Origin of the sequence: Streptomyces sp. NPDC001530, from assembly GCF_042894545.1 — a bacterium.
Taxonomy (GTDB): domain Bacteria; phylum Actinomycetota; class Actinomycetes; order Streptomycetales; family Streptomycetaceae; genus Streptomyces.
In genome coordinates this window covers 86,506-112,099 of the sequence record NZ_JBIAVS010000012.1, presented here as the reverse complement: position 1 = coordinate 112,099, position 25,594 = coordinate 86,506, and the positions used below count along the sequence as shown (strand labels likewise).

Genomic DNA, 25,594 nt, shown 5'->3' with positions numbered 1-25,594 from the left:
TATGGCCCGGGGGGTTCCGACCCTGTGGGGGGGGGGGGGGGTTCTCCCCCGGTGGGGCCCCCTACCCCCATTCGTGGCCTTGGTTTACGCGCGGGCCCCCGCGGGGCCCCGCCGCTTCTCCGCTGAGGTGCACTCAGGCGAGCGACTCCACGGCGGAGACAGCGAAGCCGTGGTCCTGGACCGGCGCGCCACCGCCGACCCCGATCGCGCCGATCAGACGGCCGTCGCGGTGGACCGGCACACCGCCCGCGATGAACAGCAGGGGCCGGTCGAGCGCGGTGGGCAGGGTGTGGAAGAGGCCGCCGGGCTGGACCGCGTCGACGAGTTCGGCGGTGGCGGAGTCCAGCTGGAGCGCCGTGTAGGCCTTGCGGGTGCTCGTCTCGCCGGAGATCAGCACGGCCTGGTCGTCGCGCCGGAAGGCGAGCAGATGACCGCCCGCGTCGAGGACGGTCACACTGACCTTGACTCCGGCGGTTTCGGCGGCGCGGCGGGCCGCGGTGACGAGAACCTCGGCGTCCTCGATGGTCAGCGGGGCAATGGCGGTGGTGGTGCTCATGAGGGGCCTCTCCGTGTGGGGGCGGGCTGAGTCGAATCGGGTGGTGCTGAGCCGAGACGGTGCGGGGACGTCCCTGGCCCGCACCGTCTCGACCCCGGTCAGTGGTGGATGGCGGTCCGCTGTTCCGCGGGCGCGCCGCCGGCGACGACGGTGCTGGGGGCATCCGCGCGGCGCTCCAGGGCGGCCGAGAGGACGGCGAGGACGAGCGCGCTCGCGGCGAGGATGGCGCCGACCCAGTTGGGGGCGGTGTAGCCCAGGCCGGCCGCGATGACGAGGCCACCGAGCCAGGCCGAGAGGGCGTTGCCGAGGTTGAAGGCACCGATGTTCACGGCCGACGCCAGCGTAGGGGCGCCATGTGCCTGGTCGAGGACGCGCTTCTGCAGCGGCGGCACGGTCGCGAAGCCCAGCGCACCGATCAGGGCGATCGTGACGGCCGCGAGGATCTTGTTGTGCGCGGTGACCGTGAACAGGGCGAGCACGACGGCGAGGCCGCCCAGGGACACGTGCAGCATCGGCATCAGGGCGCGGTCGGCGAACTTGCCGCCGATGAGGTTCCCGCCGACCATGCCGAGGCCGAAGAGGACCAGCAGCCAGGTGACGGAGCCGTCGGCGAAGCCCGCGACGTGCGTCATCATCGGCGCGATGTAGGTGATGGCCGCGAAGACGCCGCCGAAGCCGAGCACGGTCATCGCCATGGCCAGCAGAACCTGGACGTTCTTGAAGGCGGCCAGCTCGTGGCGCAGGTGCACACCCTCGGGCTTCGGCATCTCGGGGACCAGCTTGGCGATGCCCAGCAGACCGATCACACCGAGCGCGGCGACACCGGCGAAGGTGACACGCCAGCCCACGGACTGTCCGATCAGCGTGCCCAGGGGGACACCGACGACGTTGGCGATGGTGAGACCGCTGAACATCATGGCGATCGCACCGGCCTTCTTCTCGTGTGCGACCAGCTCGGCGGCTACCACCGAGCCGATACCGAAGAAGGCGCCGTGGGCGAGGGAGGCGACCACGCGGCCCGCCAGCATCAACCCGAAGACGGGGGCGACTGCGGAGAGCAGATTGCCGAGGACGAAGAGCCCCATCAGCAGCATCAGCATCCGCTTGCGGGACACCTTCGTGCCGAGTGCGGTCATGATCGGGGCGCCGATCACCACGCCGAGGGCATAGCCGGTCACCAGCAGTCCTGCGGTGGGGATGGAGACACCGAAGTCACCGGCGACCTCGGGCAGCACACCCATGATCACGAACTCGGTGGTTCCGATTCCGAAGGCCCCGATCGCGAGGGCCAAAAGCGCGAGAGGCATGGTGGGGTACACCTTCCAGACGATTGCAGGAGCGCTTTGCGTGCGTTCACAATAGTTGCAGACGCGGGCTATATGCAAGGGCGGGCTATTGCGCCCGTGCTCTATCCTGGGTTTCAGCCGCTCCGGGACGGAGGAAAACGCCATGACAGCCACGGACCCCGCGCTCACCGCCCTCGCTCAGGGCTGGTGTGCTCTCTCCCTGCTGCACGGGAGGATCGAGGCCCACATCGAGCGCGCCCTGCAGGCCAAGCACGGCCTGAGCGTGCGGGAGTACTCCCTGCTCGATGTGCTCAGCCGACAGCACGACGGCGACGGCGGCCATCTGCAGATGAAGCAGGTCGCGGACGCGGTTGTCCTCAGCCAGAGCGCCACCACCCGGCTCGTCACCCGGCTCGAGGACCGGGGACTGCTCGCCCGCTATCTGTGCCCGACCGACCGCCGCGGCATCTACACGAACGTCAGCGAGGCGGGCCTCCAGCTCCTCGAAGAGGCGCGACCCACCAATGACGCCGCCCTGCGCGAGGCGCTCGACGAAGCGGCCAAGAACCCGGAGCTGGCCCCGCTGGTGCGGGTTGTGGAGTCGGCGAGCGTGCCCGCGTAGACCGTGCACCCCATGGGCTTGCCCTCATAGGGTGCGGTCATGGGAGATCTTGAAATACGAGCCGCTGTCGCCGACGACGTGCCCTATATCGTCGCGATGCTCGCAGACGATCCGCTGGGCGCCCAACGGGAGTCACCCGACGACCTGACTCCGTACCTGGCCGCCCTGGAGCGCCTGAGCGGCGACCCGAACCAGCACGTGGTCGTCGCCACGCGCGAGGGCCGCGTTGTCGGCACACTTCAGCTCACGGTGATTCCCGGACTGTCCCGCAAGGGAGCGACTCGCTCCATCATCGAAGGCGTACGCATCCACGCCGACGAGCGCGGCAGCGGGCTCGGTACCCAGCTCATCGAGTGGGCGATCGACGAATCCCGGCGCCAGGACTGCCAGTTGGTCCAGCTGACCTCCGACGTCACCCGCACCGATGCCCATCGCTTCTACGAGCGGCTCGGCTTCACCGCATCCCACGTGGGCTTCAAGCTGCCGCTCTGACGTATGTCCCCCTGCATGGGGTGAAGGGCGGCCTGTTTCACGTGAAACAGGCCGCCCCTCACCTCTGGCGCCGTCTACTTGATCCCTCGCCAGCCCTCGGGATCCACCCCACCCGGCACAGGAGCCCCCTCGTCGTAGGGCTGTCGCGTGAAGACGAACGACCCGAGGTCGAGATAGCTCACGGAGCCGTCCGCCCGCCGTACGGCCCGCAGCAGCTCCCCCGCGTAGTAGTCATCGAGCCCCGTCCAGGTCCCGTCACCATTCGCCCGGAAGCGAGCGCGCCGACCGATGCCGGACAGCGGCTCCAACGCGACGTCCCCACCGGCCACCCACCGCAAGCCGAAGGCCTGAGTCCCCCAGTACCACTGACCCACCACTTCCAGTACGGCGTTATCGACTTCAGTCAGCGGACGCCAGGGCTCAGGAATCCTCGGCTCGGCCTCCGCAACGATCCGTACGAGATCGGCTGCGACGGTCAACGCGGGTGGTCCCGAGGTGCAGTTGGACAGCACGACCGCCGCCACGTCGTCCTCCACACCGATCATCAGGCCGGCCAGGAATCCCGGCAGGGAGCCGGAATGCCCGACGAGCATCCGACCGTCACGGTGCAGGATCTGCATGCCGAGCCCGTAGGCGGAGCCAGTGGCCAGCTCCGCCGCATCGGGCGGTGCGGCGGGCGTACGCATCTCCCGTACGGATTCCGCGCTCAGCACCCGGTCGTCGCCCTGCGCCAGGAAGACGGCGAAGCGCGCCAAGTCCCCGGTGGTGGACCACAGTTGTCCGGCCGGAGCCATCCGGCCGAGATCCTGCGCGGGCTCGGGCATCATCACGTCCGCCCAGGGGTGCACGGCCCAGCCGCCCGCGTGCGGCGCCTGCGGCCGACCGCTCGTACGGCGCAGGCCCAGAGGTTCGAGCACTTCGCGCCGCAGCACATCCTCCCAGGGGGCGCCCCGCAACTCCTCGATCAGCGCGCCCAGCAGCGTGTAGCCGGGGTTCGAGTAGTGGTGCCGGCGGCCGACCGGATGCCGGAACGGCTGCTCGCCCAGCACGTCGGACAGTTCGGGGCGGAGCGAGCCAGGCGTGCGCTCCCACCAGGGCGCGGGCGACTCGGCAGCCAACCCGCCGGTGTGCGCGAGCAGTTCGGCGATGGTGACCTCCCCCGCGCCGGTGCCCGGCAGATGCTTCTCCAGCGGGTCGCCGAGGTCCAACACTCCCTCGTCACGCAACCGCAGCACGAGTACGGCGGTGAAGGTCTTGGTGATGGAGCCGATCCGGTACTGCACGTACTCGTCGGGCCCGTGCCCGTCCACCGAGGTCCGTGCCCCGTTCCACACCGTCTCCCCGCCCCGGACGACCGCCGCGACCAGCGACGGCGCCCGCCCTTCGGCCTGCGCGACGGCGATACGGTGCAGCAGGGCCCGGCGTGTGGCGGGAAGCAGCTCTTCCTGCGATGTCGTCATGGCCCCAGTCCACCCGGCCCGCCGCCGCACGTCGAGCCGATTAACCCGAGGCCGCCCCGAAGGGCGTCGGATCAGGTCTGCGCCATGTCCACGAAGCGCGAGTAGTGGCCCTGGAAGGCCACCGTGATCGTCGCCGTCGGCCCGTTACGGTGCTTGCCGACGATGATGTCCGCCTCGCCCGCGCGCGGTGACTCCTTCTCATACGCGTCCTCGCGGTGCAGCAGGATCACCATGTCCGCGTCCTGCTCGATCGATCCGGACTCACGCAGGTCGGAGACCATGGGTTTCTTGTCCGTGCGCTGCTCGGGTCCACGGTTGAGCTGCGACAGCGCAATCACCGGCAGTTCCAGCTCCTTGGCCAGCAGCTTCAGGTTTCGCGACATGTCGGAGACTTCCTGCTGGCGGCTCTCGGACCGCTTGCCGCCCGACTGCATCAGCTGCAGGTAGTCGATGACCACAAGCTTCAGGTCGTTGCGCTGCTTGAGGCGACGGCACTTGGCGCGGATCTCCATCATCGACAGGTTCGGGGAGTCGTCGATGTAGAGCGGGGCGGCCGAGACGTCCGGCATGCGGCGCGCCAGCCGCGTCCAGTCCTCGTCGGTCATCGTGCCGGACCTCATGTGGTGCAGGGCGACGCGCGCCTCGGCCGACAGCAGACGCATCGCGATCTCGTTGCGGCCCATTTCGAGCGAGAAGATCACGCTGGGCATGTTGTGCTTGATCGAGCAGGCCCGTGCGAAGTCCAGGGCCAGCGTTGACTTACCCATCGCGGGACGGGCCGCGATGATGATCATCTGGCCCGGGTGCAGACCGTTGGTGAGCGAGTCGAGGTCGGTGAAGCCGGTCGGCACACCGGTCATCTCCCCCGACCGCGAGCCGATCGCCTCGATCTCGTCGAGCGCACCCTCCATGATGTCGCCGAGCGGCAGATAGTCCTCGGTGGTGCGCTGCTCGGTGACCGCGTAGATCTCGGCTTGGGCGCTGTTGACGATCTCGTCGACGTCGCCGTCGGCCGCGTATCCCATCTGTGTGATGCGCGTACCCGCCTCGACCAAGCGGCGCAGGACCGCTCGCTCGTGCACGATCTCCGCGTAGTACTCGGCGTTCGCCGCGGTCGGGACCGTCTGCACCAGGGTGTGGAGATACGGCGCGCCGCCGACCTTGGTGATCTCGCCCCGTTTGGTGAGCTCGGCCGCGACCGTGATCGGGTCGGCCGGCTCGCCCTTCGCGTACAGGTCGAGGATCGCCTGGTAGATGGTCTCGTGCGCCGGCCGGTAGAAGTCGTGGCCCTTGAGGACCTCGACCACATCGGCGATGGCGTCCTTGGACAGGAGCATGCCGCCGAGGACGGACTGCTCGGCGTCCAGATCCTGGGGCGGTACGCGCTCGAAGGACGAACCACCGCCCTCCCACGAGCCGTTGTCCCGGTCGCGGTCGTGCTGCTCGTCGCGGGTGCGGCCACCATTGCCGCGCTGGCGGGAAGCGGGCAGACGATCACTGGGTCCGCTGTCGGCCCAGGGGTCGTCCAAGGGCTCGGAAATACTCACCGAGCCACCTCCTCCCGTCCGCCGAGCGGACCTAGCCGTGCCCCTCATTTCTACGGCACGGCACTGACAACTGAGATGCCCAACTCCGGTTCTGACGCGTCGGTTTTGCCAGGTTTCCGAGGACGGAGGAGAGAGCGGGCGCCGCACCACGTTAGGCCCGCGGGCACCGTCAGCCAATCTGGTTATCCACAGGCCATGTGGACGACGGCCCGGATGCTGTGGAGAACCCCACAAAACCTGTGCACGACCCGGTGGACAGCCCTGTGAACAAGCCCTCATCCCCTCCGAGAAACCCCCTCTGACCTGCCGTTTTCCCGTCCACCGGTTGTGCAGAAGAAAAACTTTCCCAGTCGGGCCAAGATCGCTTCAAACGGTGCACGGCGGCACACCCCACACGACAGAGAGTAAGGGTCCTTTCGGCATTGCATCTCTTACCTGTGGAAGATTAGATTGGTGCTCATGACACAGGCTCCCGCGGCACCCAAGGCCGCCCGACGTCGGCACGACCGAGAGATCGTCGCGCTGGCAGTTCCGGCCTTCGGCGCACTCGTCGCCGAGCCTCTCTTCGTGATGGCCGACAGCGCGATCGTCGGTCATCTCGGCACCGCACAACTGGCCGGTCTCGGCGTTGCCTCCGCCCTCCTCATGACAGCCGTCGGCGTCTTCGTCTTCCTCGCCTACGCCACCACGGCCGCCGTCGCCCGCCGCGTCGGTGCCGGCGATCTGCGGGCCGCGATCCGCCAGGGCATGGACGGCATCTGGCTCGCCCTGCTGATCGGCGTAGCCGTCATAGCCGTCGTTCTGCCCACGGCACCGACCCTCATGGAACTGTTCGGCGCTTCCGACACCGCCGCCCCGTACGCCACCACCTATCTGCGGATCTCGACGCTCGGCATCCCGGCCATGCTCGTCGTGCTCGCCGCCACCGGTGTCCTGCGCGGACTGCAGGACACCAAGACTCCGCTGTACGTCGCCGTCGGGGGCTTCGTCGCCAACGCCGCCCTCAACGCCGGCCTCGTCTACGGTGCCGACCTGGGCATCGCAGGCTCCGCCTGGGGCACCGTCATCGCCCAGTGCGGCATGGCCGCCGTCTATCTGTACGTCGTCATCCGCGGAGCCCGGAAGCACGGTGCCTCGCTGTGGCCGGACGCAGCCGGGATACGCGCCTGCGCCCAGGCCGGCGCACCCCTACTCGTCCGCACGCTGTCGCTGCGGGCGATTCTCGTGATCGCCACGGCGGTCGCCGCCCGGCTCGGGGATGCCAACATGGCGGCACACCAGATCATCCTGTCGCTGTGGAGTCTGCTCGCCTTCGCCCTCGACGCGATTGCCATCGCCGGACAGGCCATCATCGGGCGCTATCTCGGCGCGGACGACGCCCAGGGCGCCCGCGAGGCCTGTCGCCGCATGATGCAGTGGGGCATTGCGACTGGGGTCGTACTCGGCCTGCTGGTCATCGCGGCTCGCCCCCTCTTCCTTCCCCTCTTCAGCAGCGATTCGACCGTGCGAGACGCAGCGCTGCCCGCCCTGCTGATGGTGGCTCTCTCCCAGCCGATCTGCGGCATCGTCTTCGTCCTGGACGGAGTCCTGATGGGCGCAGGGGATGGGCCGTACTTGGCATGGGCCATGTTGCTCACTCTGGCGGTCTTCGCTCCCGTCGCGCTGCTCGTCCCCACGCTCGGCGGCGGACTCACCGCGCTCTGGGGAGCGATGACGCTGATGATGACGATGCGGATGTTGACCCTGTGGCTGCGCTCTCATTCGGGGCGCTGGATCGTCACGGGCGCGACGCGCTGACCGTTTCACGTGAAACGGCGGTTTCACGTGAAACAACGAGCCCCGCATCCGGACGAGCGCCCAAAGTCATCTCCACGTGCCACATGGCCTCACCCTCGCGAAACGCAGAAGGGCCGCACCCCGAGGGATGCGGCCCTTCTCTCAGCTATGCCGAGCGCTGCACTCAGGCAGCGACAACCTCGATGTTGACCTTGGCGGCAACCTCGGGGTGCAGACGCACGGACGTCTCGTGGGCGCCCAGGGTCTTGATCGGCGCGCCCAGCTCGATGCGGCGCTTGTCGACCTCGGGGCCACCGGAAGCCTTGATCGCCGAAGCGATGTCGGCCGGGGTGACGGAACCGAAGAGACGACCGGCGTCGCCGGAGCGAACGGCCAGACGGACCTTCACGCCCTCGAGGCGGGCCTTGATCTCGTTGGCCTGCTCGATGGTCGCGATCTCGTGGATCTTGCGAGCACGACGGATCTGCTCGACGTCCTTCTCGCCGCCCTTGGTCCAGCGGATCGCGAAGTTCCGCGGGATCAGGTAGTTGCGAGCGTAACCGTCCTTGACGTCGACGACGTCGCCCGCGGCACCGAGGCCGGAGACCTCGTGGGTGAGGATGATCTTCATGTGTCGGTCACCCTTCCCTTATCGCGCGGTGGAGGTGTAGGGCAGCAGCGCCATCTCACGGCTGTTCTTCACGGCCGTGGCGACGTCACGCTGGTGCTGCGTGCAGTTGCCGGTCACGCGGCGGGCACGGATCTTGCCGCGGTCGGAAATGAACTTCCGCAGCATGTTCGTGTCCTTGTAGTCCACGTACGTGACCTTGTCCTTGCAGAAAGCGCAGACCTTCTTCTTCGGCTTGCGCACAGGCGGCTTCGCCATGGTGTATCTCCTGTGTGATCAAGAAGTGTGGGTACGGCCCACCCTCGGCCCAGGGGCCTAGAAGGGGGGCTCGTCCGAGTAGCCGCCGCCAGAACCGCCGGAGCTTCCGCCCCAGCCGCCGCCACCGCCACCGCCCTGGTTGCCACCGGCGGGAGCGCCGGTCGCCCAGGGGTCGTCGGCGGGAGCGCCGCCCTGCTGCTGGCCGCCGCCGGAGCCTCCGCCCCAGCCGCCGCCCTGCTGGCCGCCGCCGCCACCGCCGCCGTAACCGCCCTGGCCGCCTCGACCAGTGGTCTTGGTGACCTTGGCCGTGGCGTTCTTCAGGCTGGCGCCGACTTCCTCGACGTCCAGCTCGTAGACCGTGCGCTTGACGCCCTCACGGTCCTCGTAGGACCGCTGCTTCAGCCGGCCCTGCACGATGACGCGCATGCCTCGCTGGAGCGATTCGGCGACGTTCTCCGCCGCCTGACGCCAGACCGAGCAGGTCAGGAACAGGCTCTCGCCGTCCTTCCACTCATTGGTCTGACGGTCGAAGGTGCGGGGGGTGGACGCGACACGGAACTTCGCGACCGCCGCACCGGAAGGGGTGAAGCGCAGCTCGGGGTCGTCGACAAGATTGCCGACGACCGTGATGACGGTCTCGCCTGCCATGGGGGAACCTCTCGGCGGGTTTGCTGCTGGCTGCTTGTGCTACTCGATGCCCGAGATCAGCTGAGCTGGAGCTCAGTGGGTCTCGGGGCGGAGGACCTTGGTCCGGAGGACCGACTCGTTCAGGTTCATCTGGCGGTCGAGCTCCTTGACGACCGCAGGCTCGGCCTGCAGGTCGATGACCGAGTAGATGCCCTCGGGCTTCTTCTTGATCTCGTACGCGAGACGACGACGGCCCCAGGTGTCGACCTTCTCCACCTTTCCGTTGCCCTCACGGACGACGGAGAGGAAGTTCTCGATCAGCGGGGAGACAGCGCGCTCCTCGAGATCGGGGTCGAGGATGACCATCACCTCGTAGTGACGCATGTGGAACCCACCTCCTTTGGACTCAACGGCCACGGTCGTTCCGTGGCAGGAGGGTTGTGATGCGTTCGCAACGGTATCGGCCGCCACTGACAATCGGGCTCCCCGTCGGTGGACCGAGCGGGAATCCCTGTCGTGACCTGGCCTTGGCCTGGGCAGACACCTTGCAGACGGTACAGACTACCTGCACACCGGCTTCCGGTTGAAATCCGACCGGGTTGACCGTCAATCTGTACACATCGGGTGTGTATGGCGCTACGATGCGCCGTCTTCCGCAGGAGGTGCCCCATGGCACAGGTATTGCGACCCAACACCACCGGCTCCACCGGCTCTCTCTTCGCCACGGATGGCAAGGCCCATCCGCTCCAGGACACCTTGCTCGCGGTGACACTGGTGCTCGGGATCATGGCCTTCATCACGGCGATGTTCGACAGCCTGCATCTGATCAGCTCCTGGGCCGGCCTGGTGGGAATCCTCACCGGTGCGTACGGGCAGTTCATCTCCGAGACGACGCGTGAGCGCTTCGGGCTGATTCTGGGGCTCGGTGCGTCGTCCGTCGGCTTCTTCCTCGGCATGGCCCATGGGGGCCTTTTCGGCGGCCTCTTCTGACGCGAACACCCGTTTTCCCCTGACCCCGGGACTCTTCTCCATCCGTCCCCAGGGCGCAGGTTCCATACAGCCATTCGGGGCGCTCCCAGGGCGCAGTAGGCTTCGGCGCGAGAGCCGGAGCCCCTGTACCCATGGGGACACACCAGCCCGAGGAGCGCCCCGAATGAGCCTGACCCTGAGGACCATCAGTCGAGAGCAGCATCTGGCATACATCCAGAGCCTGCCCGCGGCGAGTCACATGCAGGTCCCGGCCTGGGCAGACGTCAAGGCGGAGTGGCGCTCCGAGAACCTCGGCTGGTTCGACGACAGGACCGGCGAGATGGTCGGCGCGGGCTTGGTGCTGTACCGCCAGCTGCCCAAGATCAAGCGCTATCTCGCCTATCTGCCCGAGGGCCCGGTCATCAACTGGTTCGCGCCGAACCTCGACGACTGGCTGCAGCCGATGCTGGGGCACCTCAAGCAGCAGGGCGCCTTCTCCGTGAAGATGGGCCCGCCGGTGATCATCCGGCGCTGGGAGGCCACGTCCATCAAGGGCGGCATCCAGAACCCTGACGTGAAGCGCCTGCGCGACATCGAGGCGGACTTCATCGAGCCGCGCGCCTTCGAGGTCGCCGACAAGCTGCGCCGCATGGGCTGGCAGCAGGGCGAGGACGGCGGCGCCGGCTTCGGTGACGTCCAGCCCCGTTACGTCTTCCAGGTGCCGCTCGCCAACCGCTCCCTGGAAGAGGTCCACAAGAACTTCAACCAGCTGTGGCGCCGCAACATCAAGAAGGCCGAGAAGGCGGGCGTCGAGGTCGTCCAGGGCGGCTACCAGGACCTGGAGGAGTGGCAGCGGCTCTACGAGATCACCGCCATCCGCGACCACTTCCGGCCCCGCCCGCTCTCGTACTTCCAGCGCATGTGGACGGCCCTCAACACCGAGGACCCCAACCGCATGCGGCTGTACTTCGCGCGCCACAACGGAGTGAACCTGTCGGCCGCGACGATGCTGGTCGTCGGCGGGCACGTCTGGTACTCCTACGGCGCCTCGGACAACATCGGCCGCGAGGTCCGGCCCTCGAACGCGATGCAGTGGCGGATGCTGCGCGACGCGTACGCCCTGGGGGCGACCGTCTATGACCTGCGCGGCATCTCCGACTCGCTGGACGAGACCGACCACCTCTTCGGCCTGATCCAGTTCAAGGTGGGCACCGGCGGGCAGGCTGCCGAGTACCTCGGCGAGTGGGACTTCCCGCTCAACAAGCTGCTCCACAAGGCACTCGACATCTACATGTCGCGCCGCTGAGCCGGCCCGATTCGCATGCCGAGCCGCTGATCCGGCCCTGCATCGCCCCGTCGGTCCGGCGAATCCGCCACAATTTCCCTTCATACCTCTGATACACCGCAGCCACGAGAAAGGTTCCGGGACCGGCCATGGCGCTCACGCTCTACGTCGACACCGCGCGCTGGCGGGCACACCACAAGCACGTGTCCGAGCAGTTCCCGGGGCTGGTCCCCGTCTGCAAGGGCAACGGCTATGGCTTCGGCCATGAGCGGCTCGCGGACGAGGCCACCCGCCTGGGCTCGGACATCCTCGCCGTCGGCACCACGTACGAAGCCGCCCGGATCAAGGACTGGTTCGGCGGCGACCTGCTGGTCCTGACGCCGTTCAGGCGGGGCGAGGAGCCCGTGCCGCTGCCCGACCGCGTCATCCGCTCCGTGTCGTCCGTGGACGGCGTGTACGGCCTCGTGGGCGCCCGTGTCGTCATCGAGGTGATGTCCTCGATGAAGCGGCACGGCGTGAGCGAGCAGGATCTGGCGCATCTGCACTCCGCCATAGAGAACGTCCGGCTGGAGGGCTTCGCGATCCACCTGCCGCTGGACCGCACCGACGGCTCGGACGCCGTCGAGGAGGTCATCGGCTGGATGGACCGCCTGCGCGCGGCCCGCCTGCCCCTGCACACGATGTTCGTCAGCCACCTCAAGGCCGAGGAGCTCGCGCGACTGCAGCAGCAGTTCCCGCAGACCCGCTTCCGCGCCCGCATCGGCACGCGGCTGTGGCTGGGGGACCACGAGGCGACCGAATACCGCGGGGCGGTCCTGGACGTCACGCGCGTCTCCAAGGGCGACCGCTTCGGCTACCGGCAGCAGAAGGCGGCCTCTGACGGCTATCTGGTGGTCGTGGCGGGCGGTACGTCGCACGGAGTGGGCCTGGAGGCTCCAAAGGCGCTGCACGGCGTCATGCCGCGCGCCAAGGGCGTCGCCCGGGCCGGCCTCGCGACGGTCAACCGGAACCTTTCTCCGTTCGTCTGGGCGGGCAAGCAGCGCTGGTTCGCGGAGCCCCCGCACATGCAGGTCTCGATCCTCTTCGTGCCCGCGGACGCCACGGAGCCGAAGGTCGGCGACGAACTGGTGGCCCATCTGCGGCACACCACGACGCAGTTCGATCGCATCGTCGAACGCTGAGCCAGGTTCACCCCTCACGGAACAGCGGAAAGGCCGTACACGGACACCGTGTACGGCCTTTTGCTGGCTCCCCTACGCCCTGTTCGCTCAGGGCGAACTGTCTCCGGTTGTCGCGCTCCGGCTGCCCCACTCGACCGGCGGCCCGTCGAAGTACGCCGCGTGCCGCGGCGGATGGGCCGCGGCACCGAGCACGAAGACGTCCTCCGCACCGTCCAGAACACCGCCCGACGGGTCGTCGTCACCGGCTCGGCGCACCATGTCGCGCTCCGGCATAAAGATGTCGCGTACGACGACGGCACACAGGTACAGCGTCCCCAACAGGTGGACGGCGATGGCGACTTGGTACCCGTCGGTCGGCAGACCCTTGTGAGCGTCGCCACTGGTCGTGTACGCGAGGTACATCCAGATCCCCAGGAAGTACGCGACCTCGCACGCCTGCCAGATCAGGAAGTCCCGCCAGCGCGGCCGGGCCAGCGCGGCGAGGGGGACCAGCCACAGCACGTACTGGGGCGAGTAGACCTTGTTGGTGAGGATGAAGGCCGCGACGATCAGGAAGGCGAGCTGGGCGAAGCGGGGGCGTCGCGGGGCGGTGAGCGTGAGCACGGTCAGGCCCACGCAGATGAGCAGCATCATGATCAGCGCCCACGTGTTCGCCGTGTCGAAGGTGATCGTGATCTTCAGCCACTGCGAGATGAACAGGAAGACCGAACCGAAGTCGACCCCGCGGTCGTGGCTGAAGCTGTAGAACTTCGCCCACCCTTCCGGCGCGAAGTACATCACCGGAAGGTTCACGGCGAGCCAGGCACCGACGGCTCCGAGCAGCGTGGTTCCGAACTCACGCCATTTGCCGGCCCGCCAGCACAGCAGGAAGAGCGGTCCGAGCACCAGGAACGGGTAGAACTTGGCGGCCGTGGCGAGCCCGATCAGCACGCCGAAGGCCAGAACGCGGCCCCGCGACCACATGAGCATCGCGGCGGCCAGCAGGGCCACTGCGAGGAGATCCCAGTTGATGGTGGCCGTGAGCGCGAAGGCAGGTGCGAGAGCGACCAGGAGGCCGTCCCAGGGGCGTCGACGGTGAGTGCGCGCGGTGCATACGGCGATGACCGCAGCGCACACCATCAGCATCCCGGCGTTGACCATCCAGTAGATCTGCTCCTGGTCCTGGATGCTCCCGCTGCCCGGAGTGAGCCAGGCCGCGACCTCCATGAACACACCGGTCAGCACCGGGTACTCGAGGTAGTCCATGTCGCCGGGGATCTTGTCGAAGTACGGCACGAGACCGTCGGCGAAGCCGCGCCCCTGGTAGAGGTGCGGGATGTCCGAGTAGCACGCATGCGTGTACTGCGAACTGGCTCCGAAGAACCAGGCACCGTCGTAGCACGGCAGCTTCTGCACCATGCCGAGGGCGAACATGCCGATCGCGACGAGCGCGACGACCCGCACGGGCGTCCACCAGGACGTCCCGAGCAGGGCTCGTCGCCCGATGGGGCCACCGATCAGCTCGCTGCCGCTCGCGGCGACCTCGTCCTCCTTGGTCGGCCGTACCAGCTCCGGCTCGTGCACGCTCGCTCGCGTCGTCTCTGCACTGGGCATGTCGCACATCCTGCCGTACGCGCCTAGGAATACGCCGAGGGCCGCCGCACCTGGTCGGTGCGGCGGCCCTTGTTTCACGTGAAACGGTGTGTTTCACGTGAAACACACACGGAGGCGGCTATCCGGCCGGCCCGCCGAAGATTCCTCCGTTGCCGTTGCCTTTGGAGCTCCCGGTGGTCGTGGTCTCCGTCGGTGTGGCGGTCACGCCTCCGTCCGTGCCACCAGTGTCCGTGCCACCGGTGTCCGTGCCGCCCGTGTCCGTGCCACCTGTGTCCGTCCCGCCGTCATTGCCGCAGGTCACGTCCCACTTCTTGCAGTTCTCGCTCGTCGAGGGCGAGGGAGACGTCAGGCTTTCGCTGGGCGTGGGAGACGGCGTGGCACTCTCCGTTGCGCTTTCGGTGGCTGTCACGCTCGGGCTCGGGGTGTCGTTGAGGACCTCACCGATGGGCTCGGGCGTCGGGAAATCCTCCGCCTTCTGACCCTTGAGCGCCACCTCCATGTAGTCGCGCCAGATCTGGGACGGGAACGAGGCACCGTGAATCGTCTTCTCTCCGCCGGTGCCGTACATCTGCAGGAACTCGCGATTCTTGTTGGTCTCGTCGTCGTCCATGCGGTACATGCCGATCGCGGTCGACAGCTGAGGGGTGTACCCGACGAACCAGGCGGACTTGTTGCCGTCGGTGGTACCGGTCTTACCGGCCACTTCGCGACCGGTCAGCTGGGCGTTGGTACCGGTTCCCTTCTCGACCACGGTCTTCAGGACGTCGGTGACGTTGTCGGCGACCTTCGCGGTGAAGGCCTGCCTGGTCTTCGCGATGTCAGCGTGCTGGAAGACCAGGCCGTCCGAGTTGGTGACCTTCTCGACCGAGTACGGATCGCGCTGCTTGCCGCTGGCCGCGAAGGTGGCGTACGCCCCGGCCATGCGGATCGCGCTCGGGGAGGAGGTACCCAGGGAGAACGACGGATAGTTGGCGCTGGCGAGGCTCGACTCCTTGATGCCCGCTCCCAGAACGGCTTCCTTCACCTTGTCCAGGCCGACGTCCATGCCCAGCTGGACATAGGCGGAGTTGACGGATTCACGCATCGCCTCACGCAGGTCGATCTTGTAGCTGGGCGGGTTGTACGACTGCTCGCCGTCGTTCTTCTGCAACCACTCCTTGCCCTTGTCGTCCTTCCAGTCAGTGCCGTCGTAGTCCTGGATCTTCAGCTTGTTCTTACCGCTGTACAGGCTCTTCGGAGAGACGATGGTGCGTTCGTCCTGCGCCTGGACCGGGTCGCCGTCGGGATCGCGGGCACCCCACGACATGGCGGCCGCGAGGACGAAGGGCTTGAACGTCGAACCCACCTGGGCACCGGTCTGGTCGGCGTTGTTGGTGAAGTGCTTGGTCGCGTCCTCACCGCCGTAGATGGCCTTGATCGCGCCGGTGTCCGGGTCGACGGAGGACCCGCCGAACTGGACATACTTGTCCGTCTTCGGGCGCAGCTTGGGCTTGATGTTGGCCTTCTGGACCTTCTCCACGGCGGCTTTGAGCGCGTTGACCTTCTTTTTGTCGAAGGTCGTGTGGATCTCGTAGCCGCCTTGCTGGAGCTTGTCCGCGGTGATGCCGGTCTTGGCGCTGTTGTTGATGAGGTACGAATTGGCCAGGTCGACGAGGTAGCCGATCTGTCCACTCAGCGCGACGTTCGACCGCGGGGGCTGGACCGTGGGGAACTTGGTGTACTTGCCCCGCTCCGCGGCGGTCAGGCGCTTGTCCTTGACCTCTTCGTCGAGGATCCACTTCCAGCGGGCCTCGGCGCGCTTGCGGTTGTCCTGCGGAGTGGCGGTCGGGTCTATTGACTGGGCACCCGCGGGGTCGTAGTACGTGGCGCCCTTGAGCACCGCCGCCAGGAAGGCACACTCACTCGGGTTCAGATCCGTGGCGTCCTTGTTGAAGTAGGCACGCGCTGCCGCCTGGATGCCGTAAGCGTTGCGGCCGTAGTACGCGGAGTTCAGGTAGCCGGCCATGATGTCCTCCTTGGACACCGAGGCACCGACCTTTATGGAGACGAACAGCTCCTTGAACTTCCGGGAGACCGTCTGCGACTGGTCGTCCAGCATCGCGTTCTTCACGTACTGCTGGGTGATGGTGGAGCCACCCTGCGTCTGGCCGCCCTTGGCCATGTTGACGAAGGCGCGGGCAATGCCCATCGGGTCGATGCCGCTGTCGGTCTCGAACGTCTTGTTCTCGGCCGACATGACCGCGTACCGCATCTCCTTGGGGATTTGCGCGTAGCCGATGATCTGGCGGTTCGTCTCACCGCCGGTGGCGACCATCTGAGTGTTGTCGGCCCAGTAGTAGACGTTGTTCTGTGCCTTGGCGGTTTTCGCGACGTCCGGGATGCCCACCATCGCGTACGCGACACCCGCGATCGCCAACAGGCTGCCGCAGAAGCCGATGAACAGACCCGTCACGAGCTTCCAGGACGGGACCCAGCGCGCCGCGCCGTACTTGCCGGCGCGCGGGTAGTCGATGAAGCGTTTCTTGGCAGGCCCGGGAGCCCTGCCTCGGCCACGTCCTGGCCCGTTCGGGCCCGCGGGGCCACCACGTCGGCCGCCCCCGCCTCCGGGGCCGCCTCGACCCGCGCCGTCGGCCGCTCTGCGTCGGCCTCCGCCACTACTTCTCTGTGCCGCCCGACGGGCCTCGGCGCGGCTACCGTACGGGCGCTCATCACCTCCCGAGTCATAAGAGTCGGAAGGAGACCCGGTGGCGCCTCGCGGTGCCGCGCGGCGGCCTGCGGACGGGCCGGGCTGGCCGCGTCGGGCCGCGGCACGTCCGCCGCCTTGCGGCTGCGGCGGTTTGCGACGGTGCTCGCTCATCGAACGATTACTCCTCGGGCAGGCGCACCCTTGCGCGCCTGGAAACGGCGGCTGGTTTCCGGTCCCCCCGAAGTACGGATGCGGTCGTTTGCGCATTCACCCGTACTGCACCAAAGACGATGACGTCCTCAGGCGTCACTCGGTTCCCGGTGGTGTGCATGCCGCACAGACTACGCACCGTCAAAACCCACCTAGCACCGAAGTTCACCCCAAATCAGGCAACTCGCTTCGTATGAATCGGTGATGTGACGCCGTTCACCATGACCCCTCTTGTCGCATCCGGATGGCCGTTCTATCGTGCTGATGTATCGAGTCGATACATCAGCACGGCATAAGGGCCGTGCCGACGAGGCAGCGACAGGGAGGAGGCGAATATGAGCCGGCGTTCCGGGATCCTCGAGTTCGCCGTACTCGGCCTGCTCCGCGAGTCCCCGATGCACGGCTATGAGCTGCGCAAACGACTCAATACGTCACTGGGTGTGTTCCGTGCCTTCAGCTACGGGACGCTCTACCCCTGCCTCAAGACGCTGGTCGCCAACGGCTGGTTGATCGAGGAATCGGGGTCCACACCCGAGGACGCCCTCGCAGCTCCACTCGCGGGGCGTCGCGCCAAGATCGTCTACCGGTTGACGGCGGAAGGTAAGGAGCACTTCGAGGAGCTGCTCTCGCAGACGGGTCCCGACGCGTACGAGGACGAGCACTTCGCGGCTCGCTTCGCCTTCTTCGGGCAGACGTCACGCGACGTACGCATGCGCGTACTGGAGGGCCGCCGCAGCCGGCTGGAGGAGCGCCTCGAGAAGATGCGCGCCTCTCTGGCGCGCACCCGGGAGCGCCTCGACGACTACACGCTTGAGCTCCAGCGCCACGGAATGGAGTCCGTGGAGCGCGAAGTGCGCTGGCTGAACGAGCTCATCGAGAGCGAGCGGGCGGGACGGGACCTCAAGGGTTCCGGCTCCGAAGGCTCCGCTCAGCGGGACAACACATCTGGAGAGACGGGCGGCCTGCCCCGGCACCGGGACAGCACCCGGCCGGATCCGTCCGACGACACCACCACGTGAGGCCCATTCGGGGTTTCACCGAGTACACACAGGGAGCAACCGGAATGGGTTCGGTTCGCGTAGCCATCGTCGGCGTGGGCAACTGCGCCGCGTCGCTGGTACAGGGCGTCGAGTACTACAAGGACGCCGACCCGGCGTCCAAGGTGCCGGGCCTCATGCACGTCCAGTTCGGCGACTACCACGTGGGTGACGTCGAGTTCGTCGCCGCCTTCGACGTCGACGCGAAGAAGGTCGGCCTCGACCTCTCGGACGCCATCGGCGCCAGCGAGAACAACACCATCAAGATCTGCGACGTCCCGAACAAGGGCGTCACGGTCCAGCGCGGCCACACGCTCGACGGTCTCGGCAAGTACTACCGCCAGACCATCGAGGAGTCCGCCGAGGCCCCGGTCGACGTCGTCCAGATCCTCAAGGACAAGCAGGTCGACGTCCTCGTCTGCTACCTGCCCGTCGGTTCCGAGGACGCGGCGAAGTTCTACGCCCAGTGCGCCATCGACGCCAAGGTCGCCTTCGTCAACGCCCTCCCGGTCTTCATCGCCGGCACCAAGGAGTGGGCGGACAAGTTCACCGAGGCGGGCGTCCCGATCGTCGGTGACGACATCAAGTCGCAGGTCGGCGCGACCATCACACACCGTGTGATGGCGAAGCTGTTCGAGGACCGCGGTGTCCGTCTCGAGCGCACCATGCAGCTCAACGTCGGCGGCAACATGGACTTCAAGAACATGCTGGAGCGCGACCGCCTCGAGTCCAAGAAGATCTCGAAGACTCAGGCCGTCACCTCGCAGATCCCCGACCGCGACATGGGCGAGAAGAACGTCCACATCGGTCCGTCGGACTACGTGGCCTGGCTGGACGACCGCAAGTGGGCTTACGTCCGCCTCGAGGGCCGTGCCTTCGGTGACGTCCCGCTGAACCTGGAGTACAAGCTCGAGGTCTGGGACTCCCCGAACTCGGCCGGTGTCATCATCGACGCCCTGCGCGCCGCGAAGATCGCCAAGGACCGCGGCATCGGCGGCCCGATCCTCTCCGCGTCGAGCTACTTCATGAAGTCCCCGCCGGTCCAGTACTTCGACGACGAGGCCTACGACAACGTCGAGAAGTTCATCAAGGGCGAGGTCGAGCGCTAAGCGAGACACAGGGCTGTGCGCTGAGCGTGCTCCCCTCCTGGGCCGTTGAGGGTCCTCGGGCATTCCGCCCGGGGACCCCTCCTCGTATGTGAGGCTGTGCCCCATGGCTGTCGTGCGTGACCTGCGCGTCCTCCTGCGCTTCCAGGGCTTCAGACGCCTGCTCGGCGTACGGCTGCTGTCCCAGGGCGCGGACGGGGTCTACCAGGTCGCGCTCGCCACCTACGTCGTCTTCTCGCCGGAGAAGCAGACCTCGGCGGCCTCGATCGCCTCCGCCATGGCCGTACTGCTGCTCCCGTACTCCCTCGTCGGCCCCTTCGCCGGCGTCCTGCTGGACCGCTGGCGCCGCCGCCAGGTCTTCCTGTACGGCAACCTCCTGCGCGCGTTCCTGGCGTGCGTGACAGCCGTGCTGATGGTGAGCCACGTCCCCGACTGGCTGTTCTACGTCTCCGCGCTGTGCGTCACCGCCGTCAATCGCTTCGTTCTGGCCGGCCTCTCGGCCGCACTGCCCCGCGTTGTCGACGCGGACCGGCTGGTGATGGCCAACTCCCTGTCGCCGACGGCCGGGACACTCGCCGCCATCACCGGCGCGGGCCTCGCGTTCGTCGTACGGCTGGTCGCCTCGGACTCCGACGCGGCGGTCGTCCTCGTCGGGGCAGCTCTGTATCTGTGCGCGGCGCTCGCCTCCCTGCGCATCGCCCCGAAACTGCTCGGCCCCGACCAGGAGTTGGTGACGCCACATCTGGCCACGGCGCTCGTCGGCACCGCACGCGGCCTCGTGGAGGGCGTACGCCATCTCGCCGAGCCCCCGCGTCGGGAGGCGGTCTGGGCACTCGTGTCGACGACGCTGATGCGCTTCTGCCACGGCGCCCTGTTCGTCATGGTGCTGATGCTCTGCCGGTACGCCTGGTCGTCCAGCTCGGGCGACGGTCTCGCCCTGCTGGGACTGGCCGTGATCATCTCGGGGGCGGGCTTCTTCGCCGCGGCGGTGGTGACGCCCTGGGCGGTGGGAAGGCTGCGGCCCGGCGGCTGGATCATCGCGTGCGCGGGTGCCGCCGCGATCCTGGAGCCCGCGCTCGGCCTGCCGTTCGCCCCTTCGCCCATGCTGGCCGCCGCCTTCATCCTCGGCCTGACCACACAGGGCGCGAAGATCGCCACGGACACGATCGTGCAATCCTCGGTCGACGACGGCTTCCGCGGCCGGATCTTCTCCGTCTACGACGTCCTGTTCAACGTCGCCTTCGTCGGCGCGGCCGCAGTAGCCGCTCTGATACTGCCTTCTGACGGACGCTCGGTTTCCCTCGTCGTCATCGTGGCAGCGCTCTACGCGGCAATTGCCGCCGCTATGGCCCGCTTTGAATTGCAGTAAGTGTCACATCAGTGCCACAGAGCCCCTCCGGGCTACTGAGTTGTCACTGGGGCCCGATAACTTACGTGCGTCTTATTCGCGTCACGCGCCTACGTTCTAGGGGGACCCCCAAGTGACCACTCCGCCGCCCCAGGGCCAGAACCCGTTCGCCCAGGGCCAGCCGCCCCAGGGTCAGGCCCCGTACGGCCAGCAGCCGCCGCAGGGTTACCCGCAGCAGCCGGGTTACCCCCAGCAGCCCGGCCAGCCCGGCTTCCCGCAGCAGGGGGCTCCGTACGCCCCGGTCCCGCCGCAGCGCCCGAAGCGCGGCATCAAGCAGTACCTGCGCATAATCGTGGCCATCGCAGGCGTCAGCATCATCATCGGCGGCTGGTTCCTCAACAAGGACGGCGAGGACGCCAAGAAGCTGGCCGTGGGTGACTGCCTGTACAACAAGGGGACCTCGAACGACCCGGACGTCGTCCAGGTCGACTGCAGCGACTCCAAGGCCACCCACAAGGTCCTGAAGAAGGCGGACGGCGCCTCGCTTCCTTCGCTGACCTGCCAGAGCGTCACGGGTACGACGGCGACGCTGACCTGGGAGGAAACGGGCGAGTCCTTCACGCTCTGCCTGGGAGACAACAAGTAACCCGCGGAGCTGGATATGCCGAGGGGCGGTGTTTCACGTGAAACACCGCCCCTTCACGTTGCCCCTGGGTCATGTTTCACGTGAAACATGACCCGCGCACGGGTCTCAGCTCTGGGTCTGCCCCTCTGACTGCGCGGCCCACCACTCCTTGAGCGCCGCCACCGCCGCGTCGTGCTCCATGGGCCCGTTCTCCAGCCGCAGCTCCAACAGGAACTTGTACGCCCGGCCGATCGCCGGACCCGGGCCGATACCCAGGATGCCCATGATCTGGTTGCCGTCGAGGTCGGGGCGGATCGCGTCCAGCTCTTCCTGCTCCTTGAGCTGGGCGATGCGCCTCTCCAGGCCGTCGTATGCGCGGGAGAGCGCGATCGCCTTCCGCTTGTTGCGCGTGGTGCAGTCCGAGCGAGTCAGCTTGTGGAGGCGGTCGAGGAGCGGGCCCGCGTCACGTACATAACGACGGACCGCGGAGTCCGTCCACTCGCCGGTGCCGTACCCGTGGAAGCGCAGGTGAAGTTCGACCAGACGCGAGACGTCCTTCACAAGATCGTTGGGATACTTGAGCGCCGTCATCCGCTTCTTGGTCATCTTGGCTCCCACCACCTCGTGGTGGTGGAAGGAGACCCGCCCGTCCTTCTCGAAGCGACGCGTCCGCGGCTTGCCGATGTCGTGCAGCAGCGCGGCGAGCCGCAGGGTCAGGTCGGGGCCTTCCTCCTCCAGGGCCATCGCCTGCTCCAGGACGATCAGCGTGTGGTCGTAGACGTCCTTGTGCCGGTGGTGTTCGTCACGCTCCAGCCGGAGAGCGGGAAGCTCCGGGAGCACATGGTCGGCCAGCCCGGTGTCGACGAGCAGCGTCAGGCCCTTGCGCGGGTGCGCGGAGAGAATCAGCTTGTTCAGCTCGTCCCGTACCCGCTCGGCGGAGACGATCTCGATACGCCCGGCCATGTCCGTCATCGCGGCGACGACATCGGGGGCCACCTCGAAGTCGAGCTGGGCCGCGAACCGCGCGGCCCGCATCATCCGCAGCGGATCGTCGGAGAAGGACTCCTCAGGGGTGCCCGGGGTGCGCAGAACGCGAGCGGACAGGTCGCCCAGGCCGCCGTATGGGTCGACGAACTCCTTCTCCGGCAGCGCCACGGCCATCGCGTTCACCGTGAAGTCGCGGCGTACGAGGTCTTCCTCGATGGAGTCGCCGTAGGACACCTCGGGCTTGCGCGAGGTTCGGTCGTACGCCTCGGAGCGGTACGTCGTGATCTCGATCTGGAAGGACTGCTGTACGTCGTCCACGCGGGCGTCCTTCTGCGCGCCCACCGTGCCGAAGGCGATCCCGACCTCCCACACGGCGTCCGCCCAGGGCCGCACGATCTTCAGCACGTCCTCGGGGCGGGCGTCGGTCGTGAAGTCCAGGTCATTGCCGAGCCGGCCAAGGAGCGCGTCCCGGACCGAGCCGCCGACCAGGGCGAGCGAGAACCCGGCCTCCTGGAAACGGCGGGCGAGGTCGTCGGCGACAGGGGACACCCGCAGTAGTTCACTCACCGCGCGGTGCTGCACCTGACTCAGGGCAATGGGGTTGTCTTCGTTGGCGTTCGGCACAACAGAAAAGGGTACGTGGCCGAGGCACCCTCGAGCGCCTCCATAAAACGTGCACAGCCGTCCCCTGTAGATACGGGCATCGATACGGGCACATACAGGACAGTCGGCCGTGTCCCCCGATCTTGTGGCGCACTCCGCGGCACTTACCCTCAGCGCGCATCGTTACCATGCGTGGACGCACATTCCGACGACCACTGACGACGACGAGGGACGGGCGAGCGCGTGGCCGAGGCGGCAGACTTCCAGGGGATCAGTCCCTCACCTGCCCGCCGGTGGCTCCGGCGCAGCGGCGTACTGCTGGCCGGGGTGCCCCTGCTGGCCGGGCTGCTCCAGCTGCCCCTCAGCACGTCCGCGTCCGCCGCGGAAAAGGCCTCTCTGGCCGACGCGACGGGATCCAGCACGATCGATGTCTCCCTCGACTCGCTGAGCCCCAGTGCCCCCACGGACGGAGACACGGTCACCGTCTCCGGCTCGGTCACCAACAAGGGCAAGCAGACGGTCACGGATGCCCATGTGGGCCTGCGCGTGGGCCCCTCCCTGAGCACCCGATCCGCCATCGACACCGCCGCACAGCGCACCGGGTTCCAGCTGGGCCTCGACGCCCCGGAGGTCGGCGGCAAGTACGTCGCGAAGTTCTCCAAGCTCGTCGCGGGCGTCTCGCAGCACTTCAGCATCTCGGTGCCCGTCAAGGAGCTGGACCTCGGCTCCGACGGGGTCTACCAGCTCGGTGTCTCGCTCACCGGCCGGACCGCCGCCCAGCCGTGGGACCAGATCCTCGGCATCCAGCGGACCTTCCTGCCCTGGCAGCCCGACGAGGCGGACACGAAGACGAAGACGACGTACCTCTGGCCGCTCATCTCCACGGTCCACCTCACGGCGGAAACCGGCTCGGACGAACAGCAGACGCCCGTCTTCAAGAACGACGACCTGGCCAAGGAGATCTCCCCGGGCGGCCGCCTGGACCAGCTCCTGACCATGGGCAGCGACCTCGACGTCACCTGGGTGCTCGACCCGGATCTGCTGGCCTCCGTCGACGCGATGAGGGACAGCTACCGGATCCAGACCGAGAACGGCACCACCACGGCGGGGAAGAACCAGGCGGTCGCCAAGGCCTGGCTCGACAAGCTGGAGAAGACGGTCCAGGACAAGAAAGTCGTCGCCCTCCCCTTCGCCGACCCCGATCTCGCGTCGCTGGCCCACAACGGCAAGAACGTCACCGGTTCGCTGAGCCACCTCAAGGACGCCACCGACGTGGCCTCCAGCACGGTGGACACGATCCTTCATGTGAAGCCGAGCACCGAGTTCGCCTGGCCCGCGGACGGCGCCGTCGACCCGTCGATTGTCAAGGTGGCCACCTCGGCCGGCGCCGACACGGTGATCGCCCGCAGCGACAGCCTGCGCGAGACGGGCGGACTGTCGTACACGCCGAGCGCGGCCCGTCCCATCGGTGGCGGGACGACGGCGGTGGTCGCGGACGCTCGACTGTCGACCGCGTTCCAGGGCGACATGACGAAGGCCGACAGCTCCACGCTCGCCGTGCAGGAGTTCCTCGCCCAGAGCCTGATGATCAATCTGCAGGAGTCGGGCGGGCAACGCAGCATCGTGGTCGCTCCACAGCGGATGCCGTCCGCGAGCCAGGCCCAGACGATGGCGCAGGCGCTCAAGGCCCTCCAGGACGGGAACTGGTCGGAGTCCCAGGGCCTGTCCGCGGCCGCCAAAGCCAAGCCGGACCCGGGCGCCACCACGAAGGTGCCCTCCGCGTCCGCCTACCCGTCCTCGCTGCGCAAGCACAAGCAGGAGCTGCCGCGGTCGGCCTTCGAGGACATCCAGGAAACGCAGACCAAACTCGACAACTTCCAGGTGATCCTCACCGACAAGTCCCGGGTGGTCACCCCGTTCGGTCGGGCCATAGAGCGCGGGATGTCCACGTCCTGGCGGGGCCGTGCCTCACAGGCGGAGACCTTCCGCGAGGGCGTCAAGTCGTATCTCGAAGACCTCACCGGACTGGTCCATCTGATCGACAAGTCCGACGCGAAGCTCTCCGGGCGCAGCGCCACGATCCCCGTGACTGTGCAGAACAACCTCGTGCAGGGCGTCGACAATCTGGTGCTGCGCCTCACCTCGCGCCAGCCCAACCGCCTCAAGATCGGCGACGGCCCCTACGACGAGCAGCCGATCCAGGTCGCGGGCGAGCACAGCCAGTCGGTGAAGTTCACCACCTCGACCAAGGCCAACGGTCCGGTGGAGGTGGTCGCCCAGCTGTACACGAAGGACGGCCAGGCGTACGGCCCCTCCGTCTCCTTCGAAGTGAAGGTCACGGAGATCACGTCCACGGTCATGCTGGTGATCGGCGGTGGTGTTCTGCTGCTCGTGCTCGCCGGATTCAGGATGTACACGCAGCGCAAGCGCGCCGCCGCCCGACAGGCCGAGGAAGAGCCGGAGGACGGTTCCGCGGCCGGGGGTGTGAACAAGGACACGGACGGCACCGTAGACACTGAGGACACCGAAGACTCCGAGCACGGTCCCGAAGGGGAATCCGGCGTGGAGTCCGGGGCAGACGACCCGGAGCACCCGAGTGACCCGACACCGGACACCGCACCGGAAAGCACCGACCCGTCCGGCACGGGTGAGAGAGTGGACCGTTGAGCGATGTCGTGGCCGGTGGGCCCGGGGACGATGAGGTGGGGTAAC

At 67.7% G+C, this 25,594-nt stretch carries 22 protein-coding genes; 11 read left to right on the top strand and 11 right to left on the bottom strand.

Translation table 11 applies throughout. From position 1 onward, the window contains the following. Positions 1-133: 133 nt before the first annotated feature. Positions 134-556 (bottom strand): heme-binding protein, encoded by a 423-nt coding sequence (locus ACFY0T_RS25175; RefSeq protein WP_388874628.1) that lies wholly within the window; start codon positions 554-556, stop codon positions 134-136. 98 nt (positions 557-654) lie between these two features. Next, complete coding sequence (locus ACFY0T_RS25170; protein ID WP_388874625.1) at positions 655-1,863, bottom strand: MFS transporter; 1,209 nt, start codon at positions 1,861-1,863, stop codon at positions 655-657. A gap of 142 nt (positions 1,864-2,005) precedes the next feature. Here ACFY0T_RS25170 and ACFY0T_RS25165 point away from each other — a divergent pair, with 142 nt between their 5' ends. Beyond that, positions 2,006-2,464 carry a MarR family winged helix-turn-helix transcriptional regulator gene (locus ACFY0T_RS25165; protein ID WP_388874623.1) on the top strand — a complete coding sequence of 153 codons (459 nt, stop codon included), beginning with the start codon at positions 2,006-2,008 and terminating at the stop codon, positions 2,462-2,464. A gap of 39 nt (positions 2,465-2,503) precedes the next feature. Beyond that, entirely contained in the window at positions 2,504-2,956 is a 453-nt protein-coding gene (locus tag ACFY0T_RS25160; RefSeq protein ID WP_388874620.1) for a GNAT family N-acetyltransferase, read from the top strand. 74 nt (positions 2,957-3,030) lie between these two features. Here the strand turns inward: ACFY0T_RS25160 and ACFY0T_RS25155 are convergent, their stop codons facing one another. Together ACFY0T_RS25155 and dnaB are read right to left on the bottom strand one after the other, a co-directional pair. Next, positions 3,031-4,416 (bottom strand): serine hydrolase domain-containing protein, encoded by a 1,386-nt coding sequence (locus tag ACFY0T_RS25155; protein ID WP_388874617.1) that lies wholly within the window; start codon positions 4,414-4,416, stop codon positions 3,031-3,033. Between the two features lie 71 nt (positions 4,417-4,487). Then, positions 4,488-5,963: a replicative DNA helicase gene (gene dnaB / locus ACFY0T_RS25150; protein ID WP_388874614.1), complete on the bottom strand. Its 1,476-nt coding sequence runs from the start codon at positions 5,961-5,963 to the stop codon at positions 4,488-4,490. Positions 5,964-6,413: 450 nt separating this feature from the next. Here dnaB and ACFY0T_RS25145 point away from each other — a divergent pair, with 450 nt between their 5' ends. After that, a complete protein-coding gene (locus ACFY0T_RS25145) occupies positions 6,414-7,760 on the top strand; it encodes an MATE family efflux transporter (RefSeq protein WP_388874611.1) in 1,347 nt (448 codons plus the stop codon). Between the two features lie 163 nt (positions 7,761-7,923). Here ACFY0T_RS25145 and rplI read toward each other — a convergent pair whose 3' ends face one another. From rplI to rpsF, 4 genes are all read right to left on the bottom strand, one after another. Next, positions 7,924-8,370, bottom strand: a complete 447-nt coding sequence (rplI, locus tag ACFY0T_RS25140) for a 50S ribosomal protein L9 (protein WP_189187153.1) — start codon at positions 8,368-8,370, stop codon at positions 7,924-7,926. A gap of 18 nt (positions 8,371-8,388) precedes the next feature. Then, entirely contained in the window at positions 8,389-8,625 is a 237-nt protein-coding gene (rpsR, locus tag ACFY0T_RS25135; protein ID WP_003949403.1) for a 30S ribosomal protein S18, read from the bottom strand. 57 nt (positions 8,626-8,682) lie between these two features. After that, positions 8,683-9,273, bottom strand: coding sequence for a single-stranded DNA-binding protein (locus ACFY0T_RS25130; protein ID WP_388874608.1), 591 nt, complete (start codon positions 9,271-9,273; stop codon positions 8,683-8,685). Positions 9,274-9,345: 72 nt separating this feature from the next. After that, a complete protein-coding gene (gene rpsF / locus ACFY0T_RS25125; protein WP_004950685.1) occupies positions 9,346-9,636 on the bottom strand; it encodes a 30S ribosomal protein S6 in 291 nt (96 codons plus the stop codon). Between the two features lie 285 nt (positions 9,637-9,921). On the opposite strand from rpsF, the gene ACFY0T_RS25120 reads away from it, so the two are divergent. From ACFY0T_RS25120 to ACFY0T_RS25110, 3 genes are all read left to right on the top strand, one after another. Beyond that, a complete protein-coding gene (locus ACFY0T_RS25120) occupies positions 9,922-10,242 on the top strand; it encodes a hypothetical protein (RefSeq protein WP_388874605.1) in 321 nt (106 codons plus the stop codon). 163 nt (positions 10,243-10,405) lie between these two features. Further along, positions 10,406-11,527 (top strand): peptidoglycan bridge formation glycyltransferase FemX, encoded by a 1,122-nt coding sequence (femX, locus tag ACFY0T_RS25115; RefSeq protein WP_388874602.1) that lies wholly within the window; start codon positions 10,406-10,408, stop codon positions 11,525-11,527. Positions 11,528-11,655: 128 nt separating this feature from the next. Further along, entirely contained in the window at positions 11,656-12,687 is a 1,032-nt protein-coding gene (locus tag ACFY0T_RS25110; RefSeq protein WP_388874600.1) for an alanine racemase, read from the top strand. 87 nt (positions 12,688-12,774) lie between these two features. Here ACFY0T_RS25110 and ACFY0T_RS25105 read toward each other — a convergent pair whose 3' ends face one another. Beyond that, positions 12,775-14,280, bottom strand: coding sequence for a glycosyltransferase family 87 protein (locus ACFY0T_RS25105; RefSeq protein ID WP_388874598.1), 1,506 nt, complete (start codon positions 14,278-14,280; stop codon positions 12,775-12,777). Positions 14,281-14,398: 118 nt separating this feature from the next. Further along, on the bottom strand, positions 14,399-17,137 hold the full coding sequence (locus ACFY0T_RS25100) for a transglycosylase domain-containing protein (RefSeq protein ID WP_388874595.1): 2,739 nt from the start codon (positions 17,135-17,137) through the stop codon (positions 14,399-14,401). A gap of 374 nt (positions 17,138-17,511) precedes the next feature. On the opposite strand from ACFY0T_RS25100, the gene ACFY0T_RS25095 reads away from it, so the two are divergent. The 4 genes from ACFY0T_RS25095 to ACFY0T_RS25080 all read left to right on the top strand — a co-directional run bounded on the left by ACFY0T_RS25095 (position 17,512) and on the right by ACFY0T_RS25080 (position 21,313). Further along, the gene (locus ACFY0T_RS25095; protein WP_388874592.1) at positions 17,512-18,195 is read left to right on the top strand and encodes a helix-turn-helix transcriptional regulator; all 684 of its coding nucleotides are present in this window, start codon (positions 17,512-17,514) and stop codon (positions 18,193-18,195) included. Positions 18,196-18,239: 44 nt separating this feature from the next. Next, positions 18,240-19,322: an inositol-3-phosphate synthase gene (locus ACFY0T_RS25090; protein WP_388874589.1), complete on the top strand. Its 1,083-nt coding sequence runs from the start codon at positions 18,240-18,242 to the stop codon at positions 19,320-19,322. 103 nt (positions 19,323-19,425) lie between these two features. After that, a complete protein-coding gene (locus ACFY0T_RS25085; protein ID WP_388874586.1) occupies positions 19,426-20,688 on the top strand; it encodes an MFS transporter in 1,263 nt (420 codons plus the stop codon). 112 nt (positions 20,689-20,800) lie between these two features. Beyond that, positions 20,801-21,313 carry a hypothetical protein gene (locus tag ACFY0T_RS25080; RefSeq protein WP_388874584.1) on the top strand — a complete coding sequence of 171 codons (513 nt, stop codon included), beginning with the start codon at positions 20,801-20,803 and terminating at the stop codon, positions 21,311-21,313. A 105-nt stretch (positions 21,314-21,418) separates the two neighbouring features. On the opposite strand, the gene ACFY0T_RS25075 is transcribed toward ACFY0T_RS25080, so the two are convergent. Continuing rightward, the gene (locus tag ACFY0T_RS25075) at positions 21,419-22,903 is read right to left on the bottom strand and encodes a CCA tRNA nucleotidyltransferase (RefSeq protein WP_388874581.1); all 1,485 of its coding nucleotides are present in this window, start codon (positions 22,901-22,903) and stop codon (positions 21,419-21,421) included. Positions 22,904-23,125: 222 nt separating this feature from the next. Between ACFY0T_RS25075 and ACFY0T_RS25070 the strand changes: the two genes are divergently transcribed. Continuing rightward, positions 23,126-25,549: a DUF6049 family protein gene (locus ACFY0T_RS25070; RefSeq protein ID WP_388874579.1), complete on the top strand. Its 2,424-nt coding sequence runs from the start codon at positions 23,126-23,128 to the stop codon at positions 25,547-25,549. The last annotated feature ends 45 nt before the right edge of the window (positions 25,550-25,594 follow it).

What these genes read in the sequence shown, in the direction of transcription:
- ACFY0T_RS25130 (WP_388874608.1), bottom strand. Translation starts at nt 9,273, where the DNA reads ATGGCAGGCGAGACCGTCATCACGGTCGTCGGCAATCTTGTCGACGAC.
- ACFY0T_RS25155 (WP_388874617.1), bottom strand. Translation starts at nt 4,416, where the DNA reads ATGACGACATCGCAGGAAGAGCTGCTTCCCGCCACACGCCGGGCCCTG.
- ACFY0T_RS25090 (WP_388874589.1), top strand. Translation starts at nt 18,240, where the DNA reads ATGGGTTCGGTTCGCGTAGCCATCGTCGGCGTGGGCAACTGCGCCGCG.
- ACFY0T_RS25165 (WP_388874623.1), top strand. Translation starts at nt 2,006, where the DNA reads ATGACAGCCACGGACCCCGCGCTCACCGCCCTCGCTCAGGGCTGGTGT.
- ACFY0T_RS25085 (WP_388874586.1), top strand. Translation starts at nt 19,426, where the DNA reads ATGGCTGTCGTGCGTGACCTGCGCGTCCTCCTGCGCTTCCAGGGCTTC.
- ACFY0T_RS25100 (WP_388874595.1), bottom strand. Translation starts at nt 17,137, where the DNA reads ATGAGCGAGCACCGTCGCAAACCGCCGCAGCCGCAAGGCGGCGGACGT.
- rpsF (WP_004950685.1), bottom strand. Translation starts at nt 9,636, where the DNA reads ATGCGTCACTACGAGGTGATGGTCATCCTCGACCCCGATCTCGAGGAG.
- ACFY0T_RS25120 (WP_388874605.1), top strand. Translation starts at nt 9,922, where the DNA reads ATGGCACAGGTATTGCGACCCAACACCACCGGCTCCACCGGCTCTCTC.
- ACFY0T_RS25175 (WP_388874628.1), bottom strand. Translation starts at nt 556, where the DNA reads ATGAGCACCACCACCGCCATTGCCCCGCTGACCATCGAGGACGCCGAG.
- femX (WP_388874602.1), top strand. Translation starts at nt 10,406, where the DNA reads ATGAGCCTGACCCTGAGGACCATCAGTCGAGAGCAGCATCTGGCATAC.
- rpsR (WP_003949403.1), bottom strand. Translation starts at nt 8,625, where the DNA reads ATGGCGAAGCCGCCTGTGCGCAAGCCGAAGAAGAAGGTCTGCGCTTTC.
- ACFY0T_RS25160 (WP_388874620.1), top strand. Translation starts at nt 2,504, where the DNA reads ATGGGAGATCTTGAAATACGAGCCGCTGTCGCCGACGACGTGCCCTAT.
- ACFY0T_RS25110 (WP_388874600.1), top strand. Translation starts at nt 11,656, where the DNA reads ATGGCGCTCACGCTCTACGTCGACACCGCGCGCTGGCGGGCACACCAC.
- ACFY0T_RS25105 (WP_388874598.1), bottom strand. Translation starts at nt 14,280, where the DNA reads ATGCCCAGTGCAGAGACGACGCGAGCGAGCGTGCACGAGCCGGAGCTG.
- ACFY0T_RS25170 (WP_388874625.1), bottom strand. Translation starts at nt 1,863, where the DNA reads ATGCCTCTCGCGCTTTTGGCCCTCGCGATCGGGGCCTTCGGAATCGGA.
- rplI (WP_189187153.1), bottom strand. Translation starts at nt 8,370, where the DNA reads ATGAAGATCATCCTCACCCACGAGGTCTCCGGCCTCGGTGCCGCGGGC.
- ACFY0T_RS25095 (WP_388874592.1), top strand. Translation starts at nt 17,512, where the DNA reads ATGAGCCGGCGTTCCGGGATCCTCGAGTTCGCCGTACTCGGCCTGCTC.